The sequence below is a fragment of the Aurantibacter sp. UH7 genome, assembly GCF_056839165.1.
Window position 1 is genome coordinate 2,118,581 of the sequence record NZ_CM166388.1, and the last position, 20,262, is coordinate 2,138,842.

19 protein-coding genes are annotated in these 20,262 nt (G+C 33.5%); all 19 read right to left on the bottom strand.

Annotated elements, in window-relative coordinates; translation table 11 throughout:
- Positions 1 to 14: 14 nt before the first annotated feature.
- Entirely contained in the window at positions 15 to 1,310 is a 1,296-nt protein-coding gene (gene flxY, locus UH7x_RS08975; RefSeq protein WP_482363388.1) for a flexirubin biosynthesis putative acyl-CoA ligase FlxY, read from the bottom strand.
- Positions 1,310 to 3,001, bottom strand: a complete 1,692-nt coding sequence (locus tag UH7x_RS08980) for a C45 family autoproteolytic acyltransferase/hydrolase (RefSeq protein ID WP_482363389.1) — start codon at positions 2,999 to 3,001, stop codon at positions 1,310 to 1,312. The genes flxY and UH7x_RS08980 overlap by 1 nt, the downstream gene beginning before the upstream one ends.
- Complete coding sequence (locus UH7x_RS08985; protein WP_482363595.1) at positions 2,998 to 4,524, bottom strand: phytoene desaturase family protein; 1,527 nt, start codon at positions 4,522 to 4,524, stop codon at positions 2,998 to 3,000. The genes UH7x_RS08980 and UH7x_RS08985 overlap by 4 nt, the downstream gene beginning before the upstream one ends.
- A complete protein-coding gene (locus UH7x_RS08990; RefSeq protein ID WP_482363390.1) occupies positions 4,521 to 8,201 on the bottom strand; it encodes an MMPL family transporter in 3,681 nt (1,226 codons plus the stop codon). Before UH7x_RS08990 ends, UH7x_RS08985 begins: the two co-directional genes overlap by 4 nt.
- Entirely contained in the window at positions 8,194 to 9,363 is a 1,170-nt protein-coding gene (locus tag UH7x_RS08995) for a DUF2062 domain-containing protein (RefSeq protein ID WP_482363391.1), read from the bottom strand. Before UH7x_RS08995 ends, UH7x_RS08990 begins: the two co-directional genes overlap by 8 nt.
- Before the next feature lie 86 nt (positions 9,364 to 9,449).
- Entirely contained in the window at positions 9,450 to 9,938 is a 489-nt protein-coding gene (locus tag UH7x_RS09000) for a hypothetical protein (RefSeq protein ID WP_482363392.1), read from the bottom strand.
- A 5-nt stretch (positions 9,939 to 9,943) separates the two neighbouring features.
- Positions 9,944 to 10,315: an ApeI family dehydratase gene (locus UH7x_RS09005; RefSeq protein WP_482363393.1), complete on the bottom strand. Its 372-nt coding sequence runs from the start codon at positions 10,313 to 10,315 to the stop codon at positions 9,944 to 9,946.
- A complete protein-coding gene (gene lolB2 / locus UH7x_RS09010) occupies positions 10,312 to 10,917 on the bottom strand; it encodes a flexirubin biosynthesis protein LolB2 (RefSeq protein ID WP_482363394.1) in 606 nt (201 codons plus the stop codon). Before lolB2 ends, UH7x_RS09005 begins: the two co-directional genes overlap by 4 nt.
- Complete coding sequence (lolA2, locus tag UH7x_RS09015; RefSeq protein ID WP_482363395.1) at positions 10,898 to 11,560, bottom strand: flexirubin biosynthesis/transport protein LolA2; 663 nt, start codon at positions 11,558 to 11,560, stop codon at positions 10,898 to 10,900. Before lolA2 ends, lolB2 begins: the two co-directional genes overlap by 20 nt.
- Entirely contained in the window at positions 11,553 to 12,329 is a 777-nt protein-coding gene (locus UH7x_RS09020) for a polysaccharide deacetylase family protein (protein WP_482363396.1), read from the bottom strand. The genes lolA2 and UH7x_RS09020 overlap by 8 nt, the downstream gene beginning before the upstream one ends.
- Complete coding sequence (locus UH7x_RS09025) at positions 12,323 to 13,396, bottom strand: beta-ketoacyl synthase N-terminal-like domain-containing protein (protein ID WP_482363397.1); 1,074 nt, start codon at positions 13,394 to 13,396, stop codon at positions 12,323 to 12,325. Before UH7x_RS09025 ends, UH7x_RS09020 begins: the two co-directional genes overlap by 7 nt.
- Positions 13,393 to 14,592, bottom strand: a complete 1,200-nt coding sequence (locus UH7x_RS09030) for a beta-ketoacyl-[acyl-carrier-protein] synthase family protein (RefSeq protein WP_482363398.1) — start codon at positions 14,590 to 14,592, stop codon at positions 13,393 to 13,395. Before UH7x_RS09030 ends, UH7x_RS09025 begins: the two co-directional genes overlap by 4 nt.
- Before the next feature lie 106 nt (positions 14,593 to 14,698).
- Positions 14,699 to 14,953, bottom strand: a complete 255-nt coding sequence (locus UH7x_RS09035) for a phosphopantetheine-binding protein (RefSeq protein ID WP_482363399.1) — start codon at positions 14,951 to 14,953, stop codon at positions 14,699 to 14,701.
- 5 nt (positions 14,954 to 14,958) lie between these two features.
- Entirely contained in the window at positions 14,959 to 15,387 is a 429-nt protein-coding gene (locus UH7x_RS09040; protein ID WP_482363400.1) for a hypothetical protein, read from the bottom strand.
- 162 nt (positions 15,388 to 15,549) lie between these two features.
- The gene (locus UH7x_RS09045) at positions 15,550 to 16,605 is read right to left on the bottom strand and encodes a methyltransferase (RefSeq protein WP_482363401.1); all 1,056 of its coding nucleotides are present in this window, start codon (positions 16,603 to 16,605) and stop codon (positions 15,550 to 15,552) included.
- Positions 16,606 to 16,667: 62 nt separating this feature from the next.
- Positions 16,668 to 17,816, bottom strand: a complete 1,149-nt coding sequence (locus UH7x_RS09050) for a beta-ketoacyl-[acyl-carrier-protein] synthase family protein (RefSeq protein WP_482363402.1) — start codon at positions 17,814 to 17,816, stop codon at positions 16,668 to 16,670.
- Positions 17,809 to 18,246 carry an acyl-CoA thioesterase gene (locus tag UH7x_RS09055; RefSeq protein ID WP_482363403.1) on the bottom strand — a complete coding sequence of 146 codons (438 nt, stop codon included), beginning with the start codon at positions 18,244 to 18,246 and terminating at the stop codon, positions 17,809 to 17,811. Before UH7x_RS09055 ends, UH7x_RS09050 begins: the two co-directional genes overlap by 8 nt.
- The gene (locus UH7x_RS09060) at positions 18,236 to 19,504 is read right to left on the bottom strand and encodes an ABC transporter permease (protein WP_482363404.1); all 1,269 of its coding nucleotides are present in this window, start codon (positions 19,502 to 19,504) and stop codon (positions 18,236 to 18,238) included. The genes UH7x_RS09055 and UH7x_RS09060 overlap by 11 nt, the downstream gene beginning before the upstream one ends.
- The gene (locus tag UH7x_RS09065) at positions 19,497 to 20,240 is read right to left on the bottom strand and encodes an ABC transporter ATP-binding protein (protein WP_482363405.1); all 744 of its coding nucleotides are present in this window, start codon (positions 20,238 to 20,240) and stop codon (positions 19,497 to 19,499) included. The genes UH7x_RS09060 and UH7x_RS09065 overlap by 8 nt, the downstream gene beginning before the upstream one ends.
- Between the last annotated feature and the right edge of the window lie 22 nt (positions 20,241 to 20,262).

Consider the following 20,262-nt stretch of genomic DNA (forward strand, 5'->3'; position numbering starts at 1 on the left):
AAAAGGATGTTTTACTAATTTCTTTTGTCAATAACTCCAACTGGCTTTCTACCCAGTTTCCCCATGCTTAATTTTTGAATTTCTTTAAAATCACAAACTTCTATTTTAGGCGAAACACGAAGTTTGGAACGAAAACGATCTTTTATTTTCACAAGTAATTCCTCTGAAGGAGTTTTAACAGCAATCTTAATTAAGATTTCGTCCGTGCCAATAGTGTTCTTGTAAATTTCTATAACATGACTAGCCACTTCTGAAAAATCATTCAGAAGATTATCCATTGCTGGCGGATAAATGGTAGTACCCTTATACTTGATCATTTGTTTTTTACGGCCAACTAATGGACCTAATCGGGTGGTATTTCTACCACAATTACATTTTGACGTATGTGCAATTACAATATCGCCAGTTCTAAAGCGCAGTAGGGGCATAGCTTCTACGCCTAATGTAGTAATTACCAATTCGCCTTCTTGTCCATCTGGTACTTTGTTGCCAGCATCATCTAGAATTTCTGAAATAATCAATTCTGGGTGTTGATGCCCGCCTTGTTGTTCATGGCATTCCGTAAAGGCTGTACTCATTTCTGTAGAGGCATATGTTGAATACAATTCAATATTCCAAGCTTCTTTAATTTTCTTACCTAATGTATTTAAAGTAAAGTCTTGTTCTCGTAAGGCTTCACCAATACAAATGGCACCTTTAATGCCAGATGCATTTATATTGATGTTGTTTTTCTTGGCATATTCTACCAATTTTAATAGAAAGGAGGGCACAACTATTAAATAGGTAGGTTTAAATTTTTTAATGGTGTCCCACTGTAATTCAGGTATCCCTGCACCAACCCGAATAATACCGGCTTTGAGTTTTCTAGCACCTAAAAAATAAGCTAAGCCTGCCATAAATCTGCGATCTATGGTTGTTGTAAGTTGCAAAATATCATCACTACCAACACCTGCACATGCAAAAGAAATAGCTTCATTGTATGCTAACCGGTCTAAATCTTTATCGGTTAAACCAACTGTTACCGGTTCTCCTAATGTTCCTGAAGTGGTAACGAAATCGACAATTTCGTTTTTGGGTACGCAAAAGAAATCATCATTAAATTCCTGTAAATGTTCTTTGGTGCTAATTGGAATTTTAGCTAAATCATCTAAAGTTTGAATATCAGAAATATTGATATTATGGGTGCTGAATAGGTTTTGATAGTATTTAGAATTTTTATCTAAATACAATAATAACGTTCTAAGCTTTTCTTCTTGAAAGCGTTTTATTTCTGCTGTTGATGCTTTTTCAATTTCTGGAATTTCCATCATCAATTCAATCTTCTCGTTAGTTTGCGAATATAGCCTTCCACTTCTTCTTTATCGGGTACAGTGGTAATTTCTTTTGTAGCAGCTTTTATAAATGCTTCTAAAGCAAGCGTGTCGTATCCTTGGTTGTAATTGTATAAACCAATCAGATAATGTACTTCCCAAAACTCATAATTACTAGCTTCAAATTCTTGTAAAATTGATTTGTCTAAATGTGATTCAGTAGATATCGCTTTTTTTACTTTAGAATACAATTCACGATATTTTTTATAACTAGCGTAAGCTTCAGAATATAAGAATGGATCTGGATCAATATTTAATTCTGATTTCGATAAGGAAGGATTTGTTTCATTTTTACGATTGTTAGAAAATATTTCTTTTAAATCATAAGCAACAAATTCACCTAATTGATAGGGATTTGAAGAAACCCAAACCATTAGGTCTTCTGGTTTAAAAACAATGCCATGATGTGCTAATAATTGGTTTAGTGCTTTTTCGTTGCCATAGCCAATCTCTTTTTCACTCAAGCCTTTTTTATCTCGTAATATGCCGACAGCAATTTCAGGCGTTATTTTTGGTTGCTCATCCAATAGCTCTTCCATTCGTTCGAAACGATACTGTGAATGGCTTTCTAAAATATGCGCTTTATTATTTTTGTCATTAGCGTAAGCTGCACTTTGAAAGTGGTTTGAACAAATTAATTGATTTGTGTTTTCAACTTCATATACGCCAAAATTCTTCGGTGATACTTCAATAATAGCAGCTTTTTTGTCTTTAGCACTACCAATAAAAATTGACTCAGAAACAAATACTTCTCGAGTTTTTGCAATAGCAATAGCCTCTTCTATTGTAGAGGCGTATTGCAATATTTCACGCGTTACCAAAGATATTGGTGTTTTTGCAATTAATGGAAAATCTGATTTTCCAGCATTAATTGTTACTGTTAAACCTTGGTCGTTCATGCCAGAAAGCACTCCAATAAATCCACCCCAAGTAACCGACATAAAATTATATCCATCATCGGGTTTTACAAAAGCGATAATTTTATTTTTTGAAAATTCATCGCCAACATAAAAATCAAAATTACGACCAATAATCATTTTTCCATCATCTGTGTGTTCTCCCCATGCGGCAAAAGAAGAGCAGCCAACGAGCGCTAAATCTTGTAAGGCATGACCGATATCGTGTGCTCCATGAAAGTACATTACACGTTGATACGGTTTTGCTATATAGTCTAAATCTTGCTTTGCACTTTTTGAAATACCATAGATTTCCGCTTTGAATTTCTCATCTATATTTAGATACATCTTTCGATTAAACCAGGCTAAGAATTTGCGAAGAAAATTTTGTTTTCCCTCCGAAGGTACTAACTCATCAATTTTATTTACAAATATTTCTTCTTGGTAATTAAAGAGTTCTTTAGTGAGAATTCCTGTTTTTAAACCAAGCTCGTAAGGATTTCCATTTACTAAGAGTTCCCACTGGCTTTGCTTGTTTTTAGTTAAAAAATCAGTTCCTATGACAAAAGTGGAATCGTTAAGTTTTTTGCGTTTTGCAATTGCCGTTACGTAAGATGATACATCTGGTGATTCGAGTAATGATTTTTTCACACCACAAGAATTAAAAAACAGCATAATTCCAACGCAAAGAAATGCACTTTTAGAAATTAAATTTATGTGTGCTATTATTTTCATTTTTTAGTGCGCTGTATAATTTTGTCAATTAGATATTCGCCTCCTAAAATTTCGGAACAGGTAACTACTCCACTTATAGTAACTCCTAAAATTCCATGCATATTTAAACTTTGACCTGTAAAATAAAGATTGTCAATTTTTGTTCTGGGTGAAATAAATGAGAGTAGAGGGTCTTTGACGTCTTTTACATATCCATACATGGATCCTCGCGTACTTCCAATATAGTCGCGATATGAGAGTGGGGTGGAAGTGTGAATAGATTGAATACACTCACGAATATTTGGAAACTTCTTTTCAAGTGTTTTTAAAAATGCTTCGGCTTTTCCGTCTTTGAAATTTTCGTAGTCTTGCCCGCGATTACTTTTTTGAGCTACAGTATTGAATGTATTTTCCCATTGCTCTACTTCATCATACCGCATGTATGTGATAGCAGTTAGTTGATCACCCCACTCATCTTGATTTTTACGTACCCCCATGGAGACCATATAAGTTTCTGGCCAGGTTTCTTGATTGTATTCATGACCTTTCCAAACTTTACTAAAATCATTAAAATGGTAATAATTTTTATTGATGTATTTAAAAGATTTTGGTTTAAGTACGATGTGAATACTAAAGGCTGAAACTGTACTTTCTAAATTCTGAATTCGTGAGTTGTATGATTTTCTAAAATGTTCTGCTCCAATCATTTTAAGAGTAACCTTGGGCTCTATATTCGAAATGTATTTATCGCCTGTAATTATTTGACCATTAGCTGTGACTACTGAGGTAATCTTCTTGTCAGTACAATGTATATCAACTACTTCTTGATGATTATATACTTCACCGCCATTTTCTTTAAATCGCTTAACTAGTAATTTTGTAATCTGGCTACCCCCATCAGCACACCGGTACGAGCTTTGTATGTATGAATTTATAGAGAGGGCATGAACGTATATTGGAGTTTTTTCTGCTATACCAGCATAAAGTAAATTGGATCCAGCTAAAACAGCTCTAAGTTTTTCATTTTGAGTTATTGAATCGATATAATCCTTAGCTGGTTGCTCAAAAAGTTCAGGGTCATTGCCATAAGGTTTGCCGGCTTCTAAATTGTAGAGTGGAAATTTTTGACAAATCTCTTGTAATTTATCACAGTATGCCTCAATAGATTTTTCTTCTTCAGGAAAATATTCTACCAACTGTCTTTTAAAATTATCGTAGCCTTGCCCATGGGGATATTCATTCTCGTCATTATCGAACGTGACAATGTCATAGGCGTCTTCATCAAGTTTTTTTAGTTCTAGTCCATCAAGAATGTCTAAGTAATCAAAATAACGATAAAGATTTTGTCCTTTTGACAAACCACCAACATAATGCACACCGGTATCAAAAATGGTTCGGTCTCTAACAAATGTTTGAAGGTTGCCGCCAAATTGGTTGTTCTTTTCTAAGACACAAACAGTTTTACCTTCGCGCGCCATTATATTAGCAGCTACAAGTCCACCCATTCCACTGCCGATGATTACAATATCGTAATGTGATTTTATCTTTGCCAAATTGCTAGTGCTTTTTCTTGATGGATGCGTTTAAACCCTAATTCTGAAATAGTTTTTTCTTGAAAATCGTTGGTTTCATTTAATAAAATGAAGTTAGCGATTTCATTACTTATTTTAGATAGAATAAAATCTAAATCACATTTCTCAGAGTTTAAAATAAGTGTCTCAGATTTTTGAGAAAGTACACTTTCTATGGTGTCAAAGATTGTAATTCTATTTCTAGATTGACTAGTAAAAGAATTTTCAACTAGTTTTTGAATTGCCATTGATGAATGGTAACAGTTTAATATGCGATCAGCAGAATCCATAGAAAGTAAAATTGACAATTGCCCGAAATCATCAGCAATATTCACTATAGTTGTCTTTTTAGGAATGAAATCAATTATCTTTTTGTAGTTAATCTTATGTGCTATAAAATCTTCTTTTACTGCTTTATAGATGTCATTTCCTTTATAGCGATATTCCGACAATAGGTCCTTTTGAAAGTACGATTCATCCTCAATTTCATCTCTAAACTTTTGAAATTCATTTCTAAAATGACTTCCTATTTGTTTGGTTCGTTGGCGGTCATTTTCGCCAAAGGAGTTGTCCTTATAAAGTATTCTATTTAAGATTTTTACACTTATACTACCATCTCGTATTACTATACTTCCTTTGGGTTGAACTTCAGAATTACCATGAATAAGAACAGGTACAATATCTAGTTTTAATTGATCTGCGAGATAGAATGCACCTTTGTGCCAGCGTCTAATCTTGTTAGTTTCAGACCGAGTGCCTTCAGGGAAAGCCATTAACGAATACCCTTGGTCAATCTTCTTTTGTAAATGTGATACACTTTTTTCAATGCCTTCAGAAACAGGGTAAAATTCTGCCAAGCGTGCTGCAAATCGGAATACGGGGGAGTTATACACCCAATCATTTACCAAGAATATTATTTTTGGATGCAGCATTCCAATGGTTAACGAATCAAGTGCAGAAGCATGGTTAGCAATAATCATCGCTGGTTTTTCAAAAGTTTCACCTGCTACATTAATAACTTTTTTCATTACAAAAGGATTACTGTATAACACCGACTTTAAAAGATTGGACATGGCTTTGTGGTACCAATTCATTTTTAATTTTTTACTAATCGGCACTATTTTTACTAGAATGGTACTTAAGAATGAAAATAACATTCCACCTAAAGCATAGTAGGTGGTAGATAAAATAGAATGTAAAAGCACTCGTAAAGAAATGGCTCTTTTTTTAGGACCACCAATAAATAGTTTAAAGAGTAGAGGTTGCAAGGTAAAAGCAATTGCAACAGCTGAAAATATACCAATTAATGAAACAGCTGAAATTGAATATAACGCTGGGTGTTTCGCGAAAATTAATACGCCTACACCCAATATGGTTGTAATTACAGAAAGAATAATAGAAGTGCGATGTGTTGGTAAAACGCGTTCTCCAGTTTTTAACTCTGCCAATAATCCATTGGTGATAAAAATGCTATAATCAACACCAAGTCCAAAAATAAAGGTGGAGATTATGATATTGAATATATTAAACTGAATAGAAAAGAGCCCCATAACACCAACAGTAACAAACCAAGTTAAGAATATTGGTAATGCTGTTACTAGGGTAAGTGAGAAACTACGGTAGTAGAAAGTTAGAATTATTAATACCACTAAAATGGAATAGCCGATAAGGCGATTGAAATCATTTTTTAAATTACCTAAAAAGGTTTCGTTAATACCCTGTCTGTCTATTACGACAGTATTTGCAGAATTTTCAAATGTTTTGTAAACCGATTTTATTTGAGCTGAATCTAATTTTACCAAAGAATTTACAGTTGTAAAGTCTGCATCGGTACTTATATAATCTTGTATTGGAATAGTGTTTAAAGCTTTAAAATCGTCAACATTCAATGTTTTAAAATCAGTTTGTAATAAACTATAAAATGTATTGAAGGTTTCCGGTTTAAAACCTAATGAGTTTCCAATATTCATTAGGTTTTGTTGCAGTGCAGTTCTTTTTTCAGTGCTCCAAAAGTTTTTCCAAAGTGCAATTTTTTTCTGTTGCGTTACTTTTGATGATACGAGTTCGCCAATTCCGCTATAATCAATAACTTGTTTTGTCTTTTTTAGTTGGACCAGTTTTTTGTTTATACCATCGTTTGTATGTAACGCATCTTCAAGAGAATTACCATAGGCAGCAATGTAAATCGATTTGGATTCTAAATTAGTGAGCGCATCTAGGCGTTTGCGAGCATCAATTATTTCCTGAGGCTCGTAATTCAGTTGGCTAATATCTTTGTTGAAAAGTACTTTAGAATAAGTGAATGCACTAATTGTCATGGCCAAGAAAACAATAGCAATCGCCCATTTGCTTTTGTGGAAATTGATAGCAGCAATTCGGTCTAAAAATGTTTTTCCACTACTATTCCCTTTTGATGTTTTATAAACCTGAGGTATAAAAAGTAGGGCAAAAAATGAAGATCCTAAAACACTAATAGCAGCAAATATTCCTAGATCTTGTAGGGCTTGTGATTTTAAAAAAAGCAAACACATAAAAGCTGATGCAGTTGTTAGACTACTCATTAAAATAGCCGGTGCAACTTCTTCATACAAACGTTTGTTAGAATTTCCGTTACGAATATGTGTTAATATATGAAGCGCATAATCTAATGTAACCCCGAGTAAAATAGAGCCTATACCCAATGAAATGGCTGAAACTTTAGTACGTATTAAATACAAAATAGCAATGGCTAATAGTCCACCGACAATTGTAGGAGTGAATAAAATTAATGGCAGCGTGAGCTTTTTGTAAAAAAGGATTAATATCAAAAGCAGGAGTGAAAGTGCTATGCCTACAGTAAATTGAATGTCTTTTTTTATTTGACGCGCATTGGCAACAGCTATTAATGCGCCTCCAAAATATTCTAATTTGGATTTTCCTTGAAAAGAAGCGTTAAGCTGGTTTTGAATGTCGTACAGTGCGTCTACAAATGGTTCGTTGTTTGCAGTGTCGCTTGATTCAAAAGTGGGACTAATAAAAAGTAAGACGTTTTTTTCGTCTTTGCTTAGAAGGAATCCATTTTTTATTTTGAAATCATCTCCAAAACTTAACTGTTGTAATTTTTTTAGTGCAATAAAAGATAATCCTAGCGGGTCTTTTAAAATAGTTTCTCTAGCGATAATGCCTGAAGGTGAAATCAGGGTTTTGTAATTTTCCTTAGTAATTGCAGCAATGCTGTCTTGTGAAAGTTTTTTAGCAATATTTGAATAATCGTTTTCGCCTAAAAATATAGGCAGATTTTCATAAACGAAATCAATTGCATCTAGAACAGCTTCATCATCAACTTTACCTTGTATATCTTTTATATACTCTGATGATGTGTTATTTAAACTATCTAAAAATTGAGATGCAAATTCGGTTAAGTCATTTACATTACCGCTGTTTTCAAGTTGTATGTTCACAATAACTTTATCAGCGAAATTGACTGACTTTAATACTTTTTGAAGTTGTCTAGAATCTTCATTTACAGGAATTAGTTTCGATATATCTTCTTCAAATTCAATTTTTGAAGCTACGAAGGTTAGTGTGCTAACCATTGTAAATAGCAACAATAGGCTTGCCCATTTGTTGGAGCGAATCAATTCATAAACAAAACAAAAGAATTTACCCATTACTTACAGCAGTTTTTTTTCGCTTAAAAAAAAGTAATGTAAAATAGCCTATAAATCCAAAAAGTGCTGCAGCTAAAGTTGCTAAAACAATACTGCCAATGATGTACGTTTTAATTTGTTTTAGAGCTCCAAAATTTTCTGTAAAATCACTCAATGCAAAATTTACTTCTTGTCCAGTTACTAAAGAGCCTGTTTGTAGTCCTAGAAATACTACAAATGGAATTAAAGGAGCTATGCTAACATTTGAAAATGCAAATGCAATCACTTTATTTAATTTTAAAATAACAGCAAGGGTAATTACTAAAACAGTTTGAAATCCCCATAAAGGTGATAGTCCTATGAAGGTGCCCAATGCAATAGATAAAGCTTTTTTTAAAGGAGTGTCGTTGCTGTGTAAAAAGTCTTCATTAAAGAAGCGTTTAAAGCCTTTTTTGCGAAACTTATGATATAAATCTCGAGGTTTTATATAGATTAAAGCTATGAGTACAAGAATCGTATTTAGTGCGAAAATGCGTAAAAAATCTTCTGTTGGGCGATAATGAGAAACTCGTTCTTTTTCATCGTAAAGTACACGAATAGGTACATTTTTTAATGTAATGCCGTGCCATGAAGATTTAACCATAGCCTCAATTTCAAACTCGAACTTGTTAGTTCTAAGTTTGATATTTTCCATGGCTTTAATTGGGTAAAGACGAAACCCAGATTGTGTGTCGGTTAATGTAGTACCTGTAGTTACCCATAGCCAAAAGTTTGAGAATTTATTGCCGAAGCTACTTTTTTTAGGCACACTTGCGTGTTCCATATTTCTGCTACCTATCAATAATATTTTTTTGTCTTTAGTAGCCGTTAATTCGTTCAAAAATATAGGGATATCTTCCGGATAATGCTGGCCGTCAGAATCGATAGTAATGGCGAATTCGTATCCCAATTCAAGTGCTTTTTTAAAACCTAGTCTTAGTGCGTTTCCTTTGCCTTTGTTCTTACTTAAGTTGATTTTAGATAATTGAGAATAATCTTTTAATAATTCTAGGGTACTGTCTGTGGCACCATCATTAATGACGATAATATTTGAAGTTTGTAATAACACACCGTCTAAAACTCTTTTTAGTGTTTTAGCATTATTATAGGTAGGCACAATAACACAGCATTTTAGCTGGACCATGTACTCATGTGTATTTTCAATATTTGTAGTAGTTGTTATATTCAATCTTTCCCCGAAATATTAGGCAAAGATACATATTCACATGCCTAAAACAATTGCTTTTCAGCTTCGTTAAAAGTCTTCGATTGTTGTACGTAGCCCTTTACAAAATCTTTTATTTCTTTTGAAGTTTCTAGAGCATAATGGTCAAGTATGTACTGTTTGTCAGTAGGAATTGCAGATTTGTATTTTAAAAATTTAGGAGAGTTTTCTTGGACCCCTAAACGTAGACATCGAATTTCAATATTGTTTGGTTCTTTTTCTATAGCTAATTCAAGCGAAGTGATTCCTTCTTTAAAATATATTTTTTTGTCTTTAACGAGTTTACTGTGTTTTGATAATAGTGTTGAAAATGCGCCTTTGTAGGCTATTAGAACTGGCTTGTCTTCTGATGAAATAGTAGAAAGTGCATTGAACATTTTCTGAGTTATTTCACTACTGTCATTAGCTAAAGTATAGTTTTTGCGTAAATCACCCAAACTGAGGGAAAATAGCGACAATGATAAAATACAGATTAAATAGGCTAATAGTTTCATTAGTTCTACATTATTTTAAATGTAGCACTCAATTTTAATGCCAGAGTATCTTCGAATGAAGCAGTGTTTTTTATTTTAATATTTCCATTATCTTCAAAATAACTAATGTTTAAGTTCAGTAATTTGTCTTCTTCAGGGTTTATTATGGCCATAAACTTAATATTTGAACAACTCGATAAAAACAGTTTTTTGTCAGTTGCTCTTTCTGTAAGTTCTTTTATCATTTGAATCATGCAAACTCCAGGCATTACTGATTTATCTGGAAAATGACCTTCAAAAATTTCATGATTTTTATTCAATGAAACCGTTGCAATTACAATGCTGTTGTCGTTTTCAAATGATTTTACTTCGTATAAATTTTCAATTAGAACGCTCATAATTTTTTCAAAAATATATTCAGTTTAATATTCAAATGTTGAATATTAATACGGCCTGCAATGTTATCATTTATTTCGGAATATAAGAATGTAACTTTTTCTTTTCCGCTACTTGTTCGAACTATTTTGTTTAATTGTTCATTTTCAAAAAGATAATAATATTTTTTCTTTAAAAGTTCAGATTGAATCATTCTTGAATCTCCTTCCAAATATTGTTTTTCTGAATATGGATTTTGCTCAATTAAGGCAAAAAAATCGTGTTTTAGTATGTTTATTAGTACTTTTTTGTCCATTTCGGGCAAAATATGATTGATTTTGAAATTTTTGTTCAAAAATTCAAAATCAAATAATTTATTACCCATTTCGGTCGTAAATACAATTCGGTGGTGTTGGTTGGCTATTTTTTTTACAATAAAGATTCCACTAAATGATTTTTTAAAAACTTTAATATCAGCCTTGTAAATATAGTCTTGGTTTGGGTCGGAGAAATATGGATTGTTTAATTTAATATTCTCTTCGTTTGAATCCATATAATTTTGCTGTTTTGGATAAGATCCACAGCTTATAAGGAGGAAAACAAGACTACTGAGCAAAAACCGCATCAGGTAAATTTTCATTAGTAATTCTGTTCGAGAATTGTATAAGGGTATAGTCGTTTGATGGCTCTATCATTTTAACCGCGCTAACTTCTGCTTTGTTATTAAAACTGATGTGAAATTCTTTAATGTACTTAGCAAATTTTTCATCCTTAGGAGAAAAATAAACAAGACTTCCTTTTTCGTTTTCGTAGTATGTAATTGTAAATTCTTCAGTGGTGAACATATCACCTGTAATACTAGCGCTTATTAGCTTATTCAGTTGTTTAAATAATTTGTTTGAGCCAATATTTATGTTGTTCTTTTCACCTTCATTATTTATATAAAGCATGTCTTCCTTAAATAAAACTGAATATTGAAACGGTTTTACATAAGCCCATTTAACCATGTCAGGACTTTTAAAAGATAGTTTTCCATTCGATTCAATATCATTGGATAAAAAGTCGAGATGTTTGTGTTGGACAAAATCTGCAGTTATGGTTCTCGTAGATTTAGCTAAAGATTTGACATTAGTTTGCAATGCAGATGCATCAGCTGTGCTCATTTTAGTTTGAGCATGAATGTTTATAGCAGTTAATAATAATAGTAGAAAACTAAATAAGAATACCGCGCTAAAAGGTTTGCTAGTATGTAAAAGCCATTTATTCATAAGCTTTGATATTCAAAAGTTCCTCAACAGGAACCGACTTAAGATTATTTACCTGCAAAAATAACAATAACCGTTCCAACACGTCTATGGTCTTGTTAGAGGTGTCATGTAAGAGAATAATGTCGCCCTTAGATACTTTTGCAGTAATGCGCTTTAAGATTGCTTCTTCGTTTCTATTAGTGGTGTCTAATGAGCGTACAGACCAGCCTATTGAACTTACTTTGAGGTTTGCTACCGCTTCTTGTATGCTAGGGTTGGTGACACCAAACGCCGGTCGGTATAAAAGCATTTTATTTCCTATAATTTTTTCAATGATAGTACAAGTCTTATTTAGTTCAGACATTACCTTATTGGTACGAAAAAAACCAAAATCATTGGTGTGAGAATAGGTGTGGTTACCAATACTATGGCCTCGTTTTATAATTTCTCGAACAATTTCTGGTTGTTTTTCAGCATATTTTCCAATTAAGAAGAAAGTAGCCTTGGCATTATATTGTTCTAATAATTCTAAGACTTTAGGTGTGAATTCAGGATGGGGTCCATCATCAAAGGTTAATGATACTTTATTTTCTTTAATGCTTTTATTAACGCTTAATGATGTTAAATGATAATTCCATCGTATAAAAAACGAACCAAAAAGAGTGATTAATAACCATAGAAATAAAATAACTGGGTAAATAAACCATGGTATGGCTGTCACAAAATTTAATAAGATTAAAGCGACTAAAAGCGAAATAACAAACGGATTGATGTATTTTCTTTTTAGCATCTTTTTAATAATACAAAGCTTTGATTTTCTCCTCTATATTGATTGTAGAGTAAAACGATTTCTAATTTCTTAGGTTCAATTGAATTCAATTGAACAGCATTAGGGACGGTCTGATTTTTTAAAATTTTATTTCCCAACCAAAACCCAAATGCCGACGCCGTGTCGAATTCACCACATAAATGTTTGTAATAAACTTGCGGAGTGCTCTTAAAAGTATTCTCGGATAATTCACTGTAAAAATCATCAAAATCGATATCACCATTGTTGCCCATAATAATTAAGTCAACGTTTTCAATTGCTACATTGTTTTCGGTGAGAAATGTAATAGCTAAAGGTGCCACTCGATCTTTAGCAATAGAATTGAAAGTTTTAAGTGCTAAAAGTTCAGAATAAGCCGAATTTCTTTTTTCATTGGAAAGAAGAAAAAAGTTAGCGCCCTCTGCAAAAACGGCACCTGAGGTATTCGATTTTAATAATTCATTCGAGTTTGTAGGCGCACTCTTTATATGGCCAATTAATCGGTGCGTGTTTTCATGGTGGTCTACTAACTCATCTACACCGCCTACTAAAATGTGTTGCGCTTCATCTGCTTCAAGTTGCATTTTTGCATCTAATAGTGAAGATTCAAATGAAATTGTAGAATGCACATAGGTAAAATTGTGTCCTTTGCAGCCCATGCCTAAAGCAATCTGGCCTGCAACGGTATTGTGCGAGGATTGTATGAAACGAGTAGGGGTTAAGTACTGCTCGTCATTATCAATAATATCTTTTATAAATTTTTCTGAGTCACCAATACAGCCCAATCCGGTGCCAACTATAATTGCATCTACAGCACTTTCTTCAATTTGTGCTTCATTTAATGCGGTTTTTGCACTAGCAGTACTCATTTTTATTCCTTTTGCCATTCTTCTTGCGGCGGCTGGTGGAATATATTCTTTGTAATTCGGTGCGATTACAGTTAAAATTGAAGATTCATAATTGACAATATCTTCAAGAAAGATTGAATTGTCTAATGTTTTTTGAGCCGAAACAGAACCAACACTATTGATGTAGACCGATTTTTTCATGCTTCTTTTGAAAATATTAAGGTCGAACAATTGCCACCAAATCCAAAAGAATTAGAAAGTACTGTTTTCAATTCCTTTTGTTTAAGTCTTAATTCAGGTTGCAAATCGAATTCATTCATTGGGGTCTTAAAATTCAGGTTAGGGTAGATAATATTGTTTTGAAGCGCTAAGACCGAGAATACAGCTTCAATTCCTCCAGCAGCAGCTAAGGTGTGCCCGGTAAATGCTTTGGTAGAACTGAATTCGGGTACGTCATCTCCAAAAATACGAAGTAAGGCCCTGCCTTCAGATAAGTCGTTATTGGGTGTAGCAGTTCCATGCGCATTCACATAGTCTATTGCCTCGGGCTGAAGTCCAGCAACTTTCAAAGCCTTTTTCATTGCCAGAACAGCGCCATCACCTTGTTCAGAGGATGCAGTTTGGTGGTAGGCATCGTTTGCATTACCATAACCTTTTACATAAGCAAGTATTTTTTTGTTATCTCTGGCTATAATTTTATCAGACTCTAAAACCAAATAACCTGCTGCTTCACCTAAGTTTAAACCTTTTCTGTTATTATCAAAGGGCGCATTGTAAGTGTCCGATTGAATCATTAAGGTTTTAAAACCGTTGATGGTAAACTTAGACATTGCATCAGTGCCGCCTACGATAACCCTGTCTAATTGACCAGATTTAATCATTTTTGCTCCCAACATTATAGCATTGGCGGCAGAAGAACAAGCGGTGCTAATAGTTGTAACAAAGCTCTCTTTTAGCCCTAAGTAATCGGCAATCTTTTTGGTTGAGTCACCAGCACTAAGTCCAGTGATATGGTTCCAATGATTATTTCTTTCAAAGTAATCGTAGAAATATTGTTCTGTTTTGTCCATGCCACCTACAGTAGTCCCAGAAATTAATCCGGTAGCACAGTCATTTATATCTAAAATCCCTGCATTTATAATTGCTTCTTTTGCTGCAATTATTCCTATCATCGGAGTGCGCGAATACGCATCAGAATCAAGGTTTAATAATTTTTCGAGCTCGTCATTTTGAGTAGATATTTCACCCACCATAATATCGTTCTTATGAACGGTGTTAATCTGGGAAATTTTTGAAATACCTATTTTGCCTGAAATCAGGGATGCATAATTTTCAGCTACATTGTTTCCAATAGCTGAAATAATACCAATTCCCGTGATGGCAACTCCTTGACTCATTGTCTGCTTGTGGTAAATGAAACGAGTTCTATGTAAAAATACAAATATCCCAATTTAAAAGTTGAGATACTTTGAATACGATTTATTTGTAATATTGGGAATATGCTTAGCTTTTGTTAGCTTCGATATAGGCAGCCATGGTGTCTATTGATTCAAAAATTTGGCGACCTTCTTTTGGGTCAGCTAATTTAATTCCGTAATCTTTGTCAAGCATAACGATAAGCTCTAATGCATCAATAGAGTCGAGACCTAAACCTTCGCCAAAAAGTGGTTCGCTGTCTGAAATTTCTGCAACAGAAAGGTCTTCAAGGTTTAATTGCTCTATTATTTTTTCTTTCAATTCTAATTTCAATGCGCTCATTGGGTCTAATATAATCTGGTTATTTCGCTAATCGAATGCACAAAAGTACCGCTATTGGCAACAATGTACAAGAATGCATCATATTTTCCATTATCAAAGTCAACCCAGCCACATAGTGCTTTTTTAGCTTTTTCTTCTTTAATGAGGTTTTCGCTATAGTCAAAAAGTAAATTTGGCGTGAATTTGTTAAAAACAAAAAACGCATTTTCAGAAAACAGTTGATGGCGGATGCTTATCTCACCCATACAAATGTTTGGCAATGTATACACAAATACAGCAGGACTTGCAAACCCATTTTCAATGGCGTTTTGATGCTTGCGATCAGTATCTATGCTTGATGATCGATTTGATAAAACTAGGGCAATATTTTTTTCAGTCTCGTCTTTCAATAATATTTCAGAAGCAATAAAGGCTAATTTGCTTAGATTATCCATTTTAAAGAATTTAGAATGGTCAATTTCAAAATTCTTGTAGGCAGCTTTAATAAATTCTTTGAAATTGGCTGATTCTTGCTTGAAAACGGATTCACCATTTAACAGCACTTCACCATTTCTGATGTGGCAATAAGCTTGTATGTTAAGATTCTGATTCAGTTATTATTTCTTTTTACAAATAAACATAGTATGGAATTCTCCTAAACTAATATCTTCTTTAATAGTAAGGCCAGCTTTATTAGCTATGTCGATTAGTTCAGTGGCTTTGTACATTTTGCTATTTCCGTTAGCCAGGGCTGTAAAATATAAGGAGGTGGCCTCTAAGATAAATTTGGCATTATCAAATTTCTGACGATCGGTATAGGTCTCAATAATTATTAGCTCAGTATCAGCATTCATAGCTTCTACACTAGCACTTAATATTTTTAGAATTTCTTCTTTAGAAAAACAATCTAAGAATTGACTCATCCATATGATGTCTGCACCTTCTTTAACCGTTGGGTTTTCTGAAAGCCAATCAATTTCTTGTCCAGAAACTCTATTGCCGTGGCCTTTTGCTTTGGCATTAGCTAAAGCTTTTTTCAGTTGTCCTGGCAGGTCATATATTTTTACTTGAACATCATTGTTAAATTCGCAACATTGTATGGCAAATTTTCCAGTGTTACCCCCAATATCAAAAATTGTCTTAGGAGAACTTTTAAAAATAATTTTTAAGGCATCAACGAAGATTTCATCGGAATAGAAATGATCAAAGTCAAACCAAGATTTTTGTACATTCGGTGGTAATTGTGAAAGCCCTTCGTAAATGGTGCTCCAATTGCCTAATTCTTTTAATCCCTGTGGCTTGCCTGTTTTTATAGTGTCTTCTAAGTGAAAAAGACCTTGGTAGCAAACATCTTGAGTAAAGTTCATGTTTACTTCGGTCATTTTATGATAATTTAAAAAGTAACCGATTTTAGATAATTCGTACTTATCATTTTCATCTTTAATTACAATATCAGAACTCTCGGCGATTTCTAGTAGTACACTTAATCCGTATTCACTAATAGAAAGTGCTTCGCAAATTTCACTTTGCGACACAGCGCGTTTAGCATCAAAGATATAGTCGAAAACTCCTAAATTTCTTAGTGTAACCGAAGTTTGAAATATAAAAGGGGCGAAAGCAATTTTCTGTGCTTCTTGCAAGGCATCTACTGCCCTGATGGTTTTTTTTGACATATACTTGTTTGGTTATTCCAATCTAAGTGCGCAAATTTAATAACTACAATTATTAAAATGCCTTATTGGCTAACTTTTTCAAAAACAACGGCCGTATTGCAACCACCAAAACCAGATGCTGTCTTTAAAAAGGTATTTAGTTCTTGCGACCTTGTTTTCTTTATAATATTTAATGGTTTTGATACACCCAATTCTTGGAAGCCTATAGAGCTAAACAATATGTTTTGTTGTAACGAATGCATACCTATTATGGTTTCTAATAATCCGGATGCTCCTAAAGTATGACCAAAGTAACCTTTAAGGCTATTAAGTGGTGTATCTTGTAATCCAGCACGATTAAATGCAATAGCTTCCATTTCATCATTGAAATTAGTAGCTGTGCCATGTGCTGAGATATAATCGATTTTATCTACTGATAAATTAGCTTGTTCTAATGCGGAGACTACACTTCGGTATAATCCTTCTCCTGTTCGTGATGGTCCTGAAATATGATTTGCGTCATTACATGATGCTTCTGCAACTATTTTAACAGCTTCTTCATTCAGATAGTTTTTGTCGTTGGTAACCAAAATACTGGCTCCAATTTCACCAATATTTATTCCAGATCTTGTTTTGCAATAGGGTCTACAAGGTTCGGTGCTTAAAGCTTGAAATGACTGAAAACCAGTGAGTATAAATTTCGTTAATAAATCACCAGCTGCAATAAAAACATGGTCGAATGTGCCTTGTTTAATAAATCTTTTAGCCATTGCTGTTGCTAGTACTCCTGAGACACATGCATTGGATAGTATAATAGCTTCGTTTTTAAAATTGAAGAAGTCTACTATTTTTTTTCCTAATGCAGATAAGTATGCTCTTTCTTCTGTGAATTCGCTATGCGCTTCTAAAATATCAATATTCCCTTTAGTGGTAGATATAATTATCCCTACACGACTGTTTAACTTAACTTTTGAGTCCTTAATAGTATTTGCAAGAGACGTAATTAGTATTTTTTCAAGAGTGGTGTATTCTTCTTTCGGATTTAATTTTTGAAATTTTTCCTCTAATGTTGTTTTGTTTATTTGTGAAGAATAAAAGGGATTAGGCAATATGTTTTTATCATCAATCAATTTTAGACTCGAAATCTCTTGGCTTATATTGGATACCGCAGATAGGCTGTTAAAGCCATATGAAGAAACAATGGTGTTATATGAAAGATATACTTCACTCATCTAATAGACCGACTTTTTGTTTCCATTCCATAAAAAAATCAGGAATAATTAATGATAAATCTCCATCTAATTCAACAAATACTTGAATCGTTTCCCCTATACATACTACTTGGCCCTCCGGATTCATAATTTCATATTTAAAAATCATTTTGGCCGCAGCAGAATCAATGTATGTAGTTTTAATTTTTGCCACATCACCATATCGCAAAGGGAGTTTGTGTTCACATGAAGATTTTACTATTGGGGTGCTAAAATTATGAGTTTTCTGGTCTAGATATGAAATACCATGGTGGCGACCGAAAGCTTCCCTACCATCTTCGAAGTATTGTATGTAGTTTCCATGCCAAACAATGCCTAGTGGGTCACATTCTGTAAATCGAACTCGAACATCACTTGTAAAACTAATCTCTTTCTTAAATTTAGACGGCATTTTTTCTTTTGTAATAAATTATAGCAATTAAGGTAGTTATGATAAAAAATAACGTTAACAATCCTATTTCAGGCAAAATTTCTATGAAACCTACATTCCTCAAAAATACGTCATAAAAGGCATTTAGACCCCAATTCATTGGTGATAGATTCGATAGTGTTTGCATTAATTTAGGCATTGCAAATACGGGTACCCAAACACCACCAATAGCCGCTAATATTACAACGAATGTTGCTCCAAACGGTGCTGTTTGTTCTTGGCTTTTTGCAATAGTACCTAAAAGTAATCCTAGGCCAATAGCTGCCAATCCAGCAAAAAAAGCAACAACGAAAAGTAAAGGTAGTCGTCCAGAAACATCAAGTTGTGGTAAGTCAATCAATGGGAATAGGAAAATACCAACCAACAGCATTAAAGCAAATTGAACTAGAGAGACTGCCAGAAATACTATTGTTTTACCACCTAAGACCGTTGCGTAAGATAAAGGATGGGTACGTAAGCGAACAAAAGTACCTTGGTTTTTTTCTTTAACCATATTTATCGAAAGTGGAAGAATGATAAAAAATATAGCAAAAAGCGACCAGGCAGGAATATTGTGTTGTGTAGAATTCGGGATCATAGCCTCTTTGCCAGAATTTGGTATTATTTCTTTAAAGCTTATGAAGCTTTCAGTGTCAAAGATTTCTTCGTAAGGATCGTCTGAAATTTCTTCTTGAAAGGCCTTATAAATAGTTTTAGTCTCTATTTTTGAAACCATTTGATTTATGCCACTTTTAATAGAGTTTCGAAAAGAAAATTGTGTTGCTGGGTCGAAGTATAGCTTAACCTCTTTCGATGCTAATTTTGATTTTTCATTGGGAAGTTCACCCTGATCAATGCCGAATTTTGATAAAATACCTGCTACATTTTCAGCAATTTTTAAGTTTAGATCTGAAGATAGGTTTTCAGGGATGATTATCGCTAATTGATATTTGCCATTTTGAATTAGTTTTTGAGCCTCATTTTCATTGGACAGTTGCGCAATATTAAATTGTTCTGATGCTTCTAAGTTTTCGAGAATAATTTGCGAAACTTCACCTAGATCTTTATCGACCAAGATAATGTCTATTTTATTCTGTTTAATAGTTTTAAAGGTACCGTCTTGCACGGTAGTAATAACAATAACTAAAAGTAGCGGCATAAAGAACAGTACAGCCAAACCGCCAAGATCGCGAGTAAGCAACAATAATTCTTTATAAGCACTGGCCAAAAGTTTATGCATAATCTCTAAGTGCTTTTCCGGTTATTGATAGAAATACATCTTCTAAATGCTCTGCACCTTCTCGTTCACTTATCAATTTTTTTGGTTCACCTTTACTTACGATACTCCCATGATCAATAATTGCGACTCGTGAACAAAATTCTTCTGCTTCATTCATATGATGCGAAGTGTAGATTATTGTGGTTCCGTTTTTGTTTAAGTCTTTAAGGTGATTGATAATTGCGTTTCTAGATTGAACATCTACGCCAACCGTGGGTTCATCCAAAAATAATATTTTAGGTTTGTGTAAAATGCCCGCAATTAGATTGATACGTCTTTTCATTCCGCCAGAGAAAGTTTTTATTTTCTGATGCGAAAATTTAGAAAGGCCTAAAATTTCAAGATGTATTTTAATTTCTTCTTTTAATACAACCTTTTTAATGCCGTACATACTACCGAAGTACATTAAATTTTCTTGTGCTGTTAATGAAGGGTAAAGGGCGTATTCTTGTGGCACTGTACCAATACATTGCTTTAATTCTTTTTGATTTTCTGAATAGTTTAGGTTATCAATTAAAAAGGAACCTGAGGTTGGTTTTAATAGAGAACTCAACATAGATATTAGTGTAGTCTTACCTGCCCCGTTTGGCCCTAATAATCCAAAAATTTCACCTTCGTTAATAGTGAGATTCAAATCTTTTACCGAATAAAAATCGGAGCCTTTATATTTTTTAGAAAGGTTGTTGATTTGAATCATAGCCTTAAGTGCTTTTAATTTT

Bases quoted from the DNA above. Each gene is read 5' to 3' on its own strand.
- flxY (WP_482363388.1), bottom strand. From the start codon at position 1,310: ATGATGGAAATTCCAGAAATTGAAAAAGCATCAACAGCAGAAATAAAA.
- UH7x_RS08980 (WP_482363389.1), bottom strand. From the start codon at position 3,001: ATGAAAATAATAGCACACATAAATTTAATTTCTAAAAGTGCATTTCTT.
- UH7x_RS08990 (WP_482363390.1), bottom strand. From the start codon at position 8,201: ATGGGTAAATTCTTTTGTTTTGTTTATGAATTGATTCGCTCCAACAAA.
- UH7x_RS08995 (WP_482363391.1), bottom strand. From the start codon at position 9,363: ATGGTCCAGCTAAAATGCTGTGTTATTGTGCCTACCTATAATAATGCT.
- UH7x_RS09000 (WP_482363392.1), bottom strand. From the start codon at position 9,938: ATGAAACTATTAGCCTATTTAATCTGTATTTTATCATTGTCGCTATTT.
- UH7x_RS09005 (WP_482363393.1), bottom strand. From the start codon at position 10,315: ATGAGCGTTCTAATTGAAAATTTATACGAAGTAAAATCATTTGAAAAC.
- lolB2 (WP_482363394.1), bottom strand. From the start codon at position 10,917: ATGCGGTTTTTGCTCAGTAGTCTTGTTTTCCTCCTTATAAGCTGTGGA.
- lolA2 (WP_482363395.1), bottom strand. From the start codon at position 11,560: ATGAATAAATGGCTTTTACATACTAGCAAACCTTTTAGCGCGGTATTC.
- UH7x_RS09020 (WP_482363396.1), bottom strand. From the start codon at position 12,329: ATGCTAAAAAGAAAATACATCAATCCGTTTGTTATTTCGCTTTTAGTC.
- UH7x_RS09025 (WP_482363397.1), bottom strand. From the start codon at position 13,396: ATGAAAAAATCGGTCTACATCAATAGTGTTGGTTCTGTTTCGGCTCAA.
- UH7x_RS09030 (WP_482363398.1), bottom strand. From the start codon at position 14,592: ATGAGTCAAGGAGTTGCCATCACGGGAATTGGTATTATTTCAGCTATT.
- UH7x_RS09035 (WP_482363399.1), bottom strand. From the start codon at position 14,953: ATGAGCGCATTGAAATTAGAATTGAAAGAAAAAATAATAGAGCAATTA.
- UH7x_RS09040 (WP_482363400.1), bottom strand. From the start codon at position 15,387: ATGGATAATCTAAGCAAATTAGCCTTTATTGCTTCTGAAATATTATTG.
- UH7x_RS09045 (WP_482363401.1), bottom strand. From the start codon at position 16,605: ATGTCAAAAAAAACCATCAGGGCAGTAGATGCCTTGCAAGAAGCACAG.
- UH7x_RS09050 (WP_482363402.1), bottom strand. From the start codon at position 17,816: ATGAGTGAAGTATATCTTTCATATAACACCATTGTTTCTTCATATGGC.
- UH7x_RS09055 (WP_482363403.1), bottom strand. From the start codon at position 18,246: ATGCCGTCTAAATTTAAGAAAGAGATTAGTTTTACAAGTGATGTTCGA.
- UH7x_RS09060 (WP_482363404.1), bottom strand. From the start codon at position 19,504: ATGCATAAACTTTTGGCCAGTGCTTATAAAGAATTATTGTTGCTTACT.
- UH7x_RS09065 (WP_482363405.1), bottom strand. From the start codon at position 20,240: ATGATTCAAATCAACAACCTTTCTAAAAAATATAAAGGCTCCGATTTT.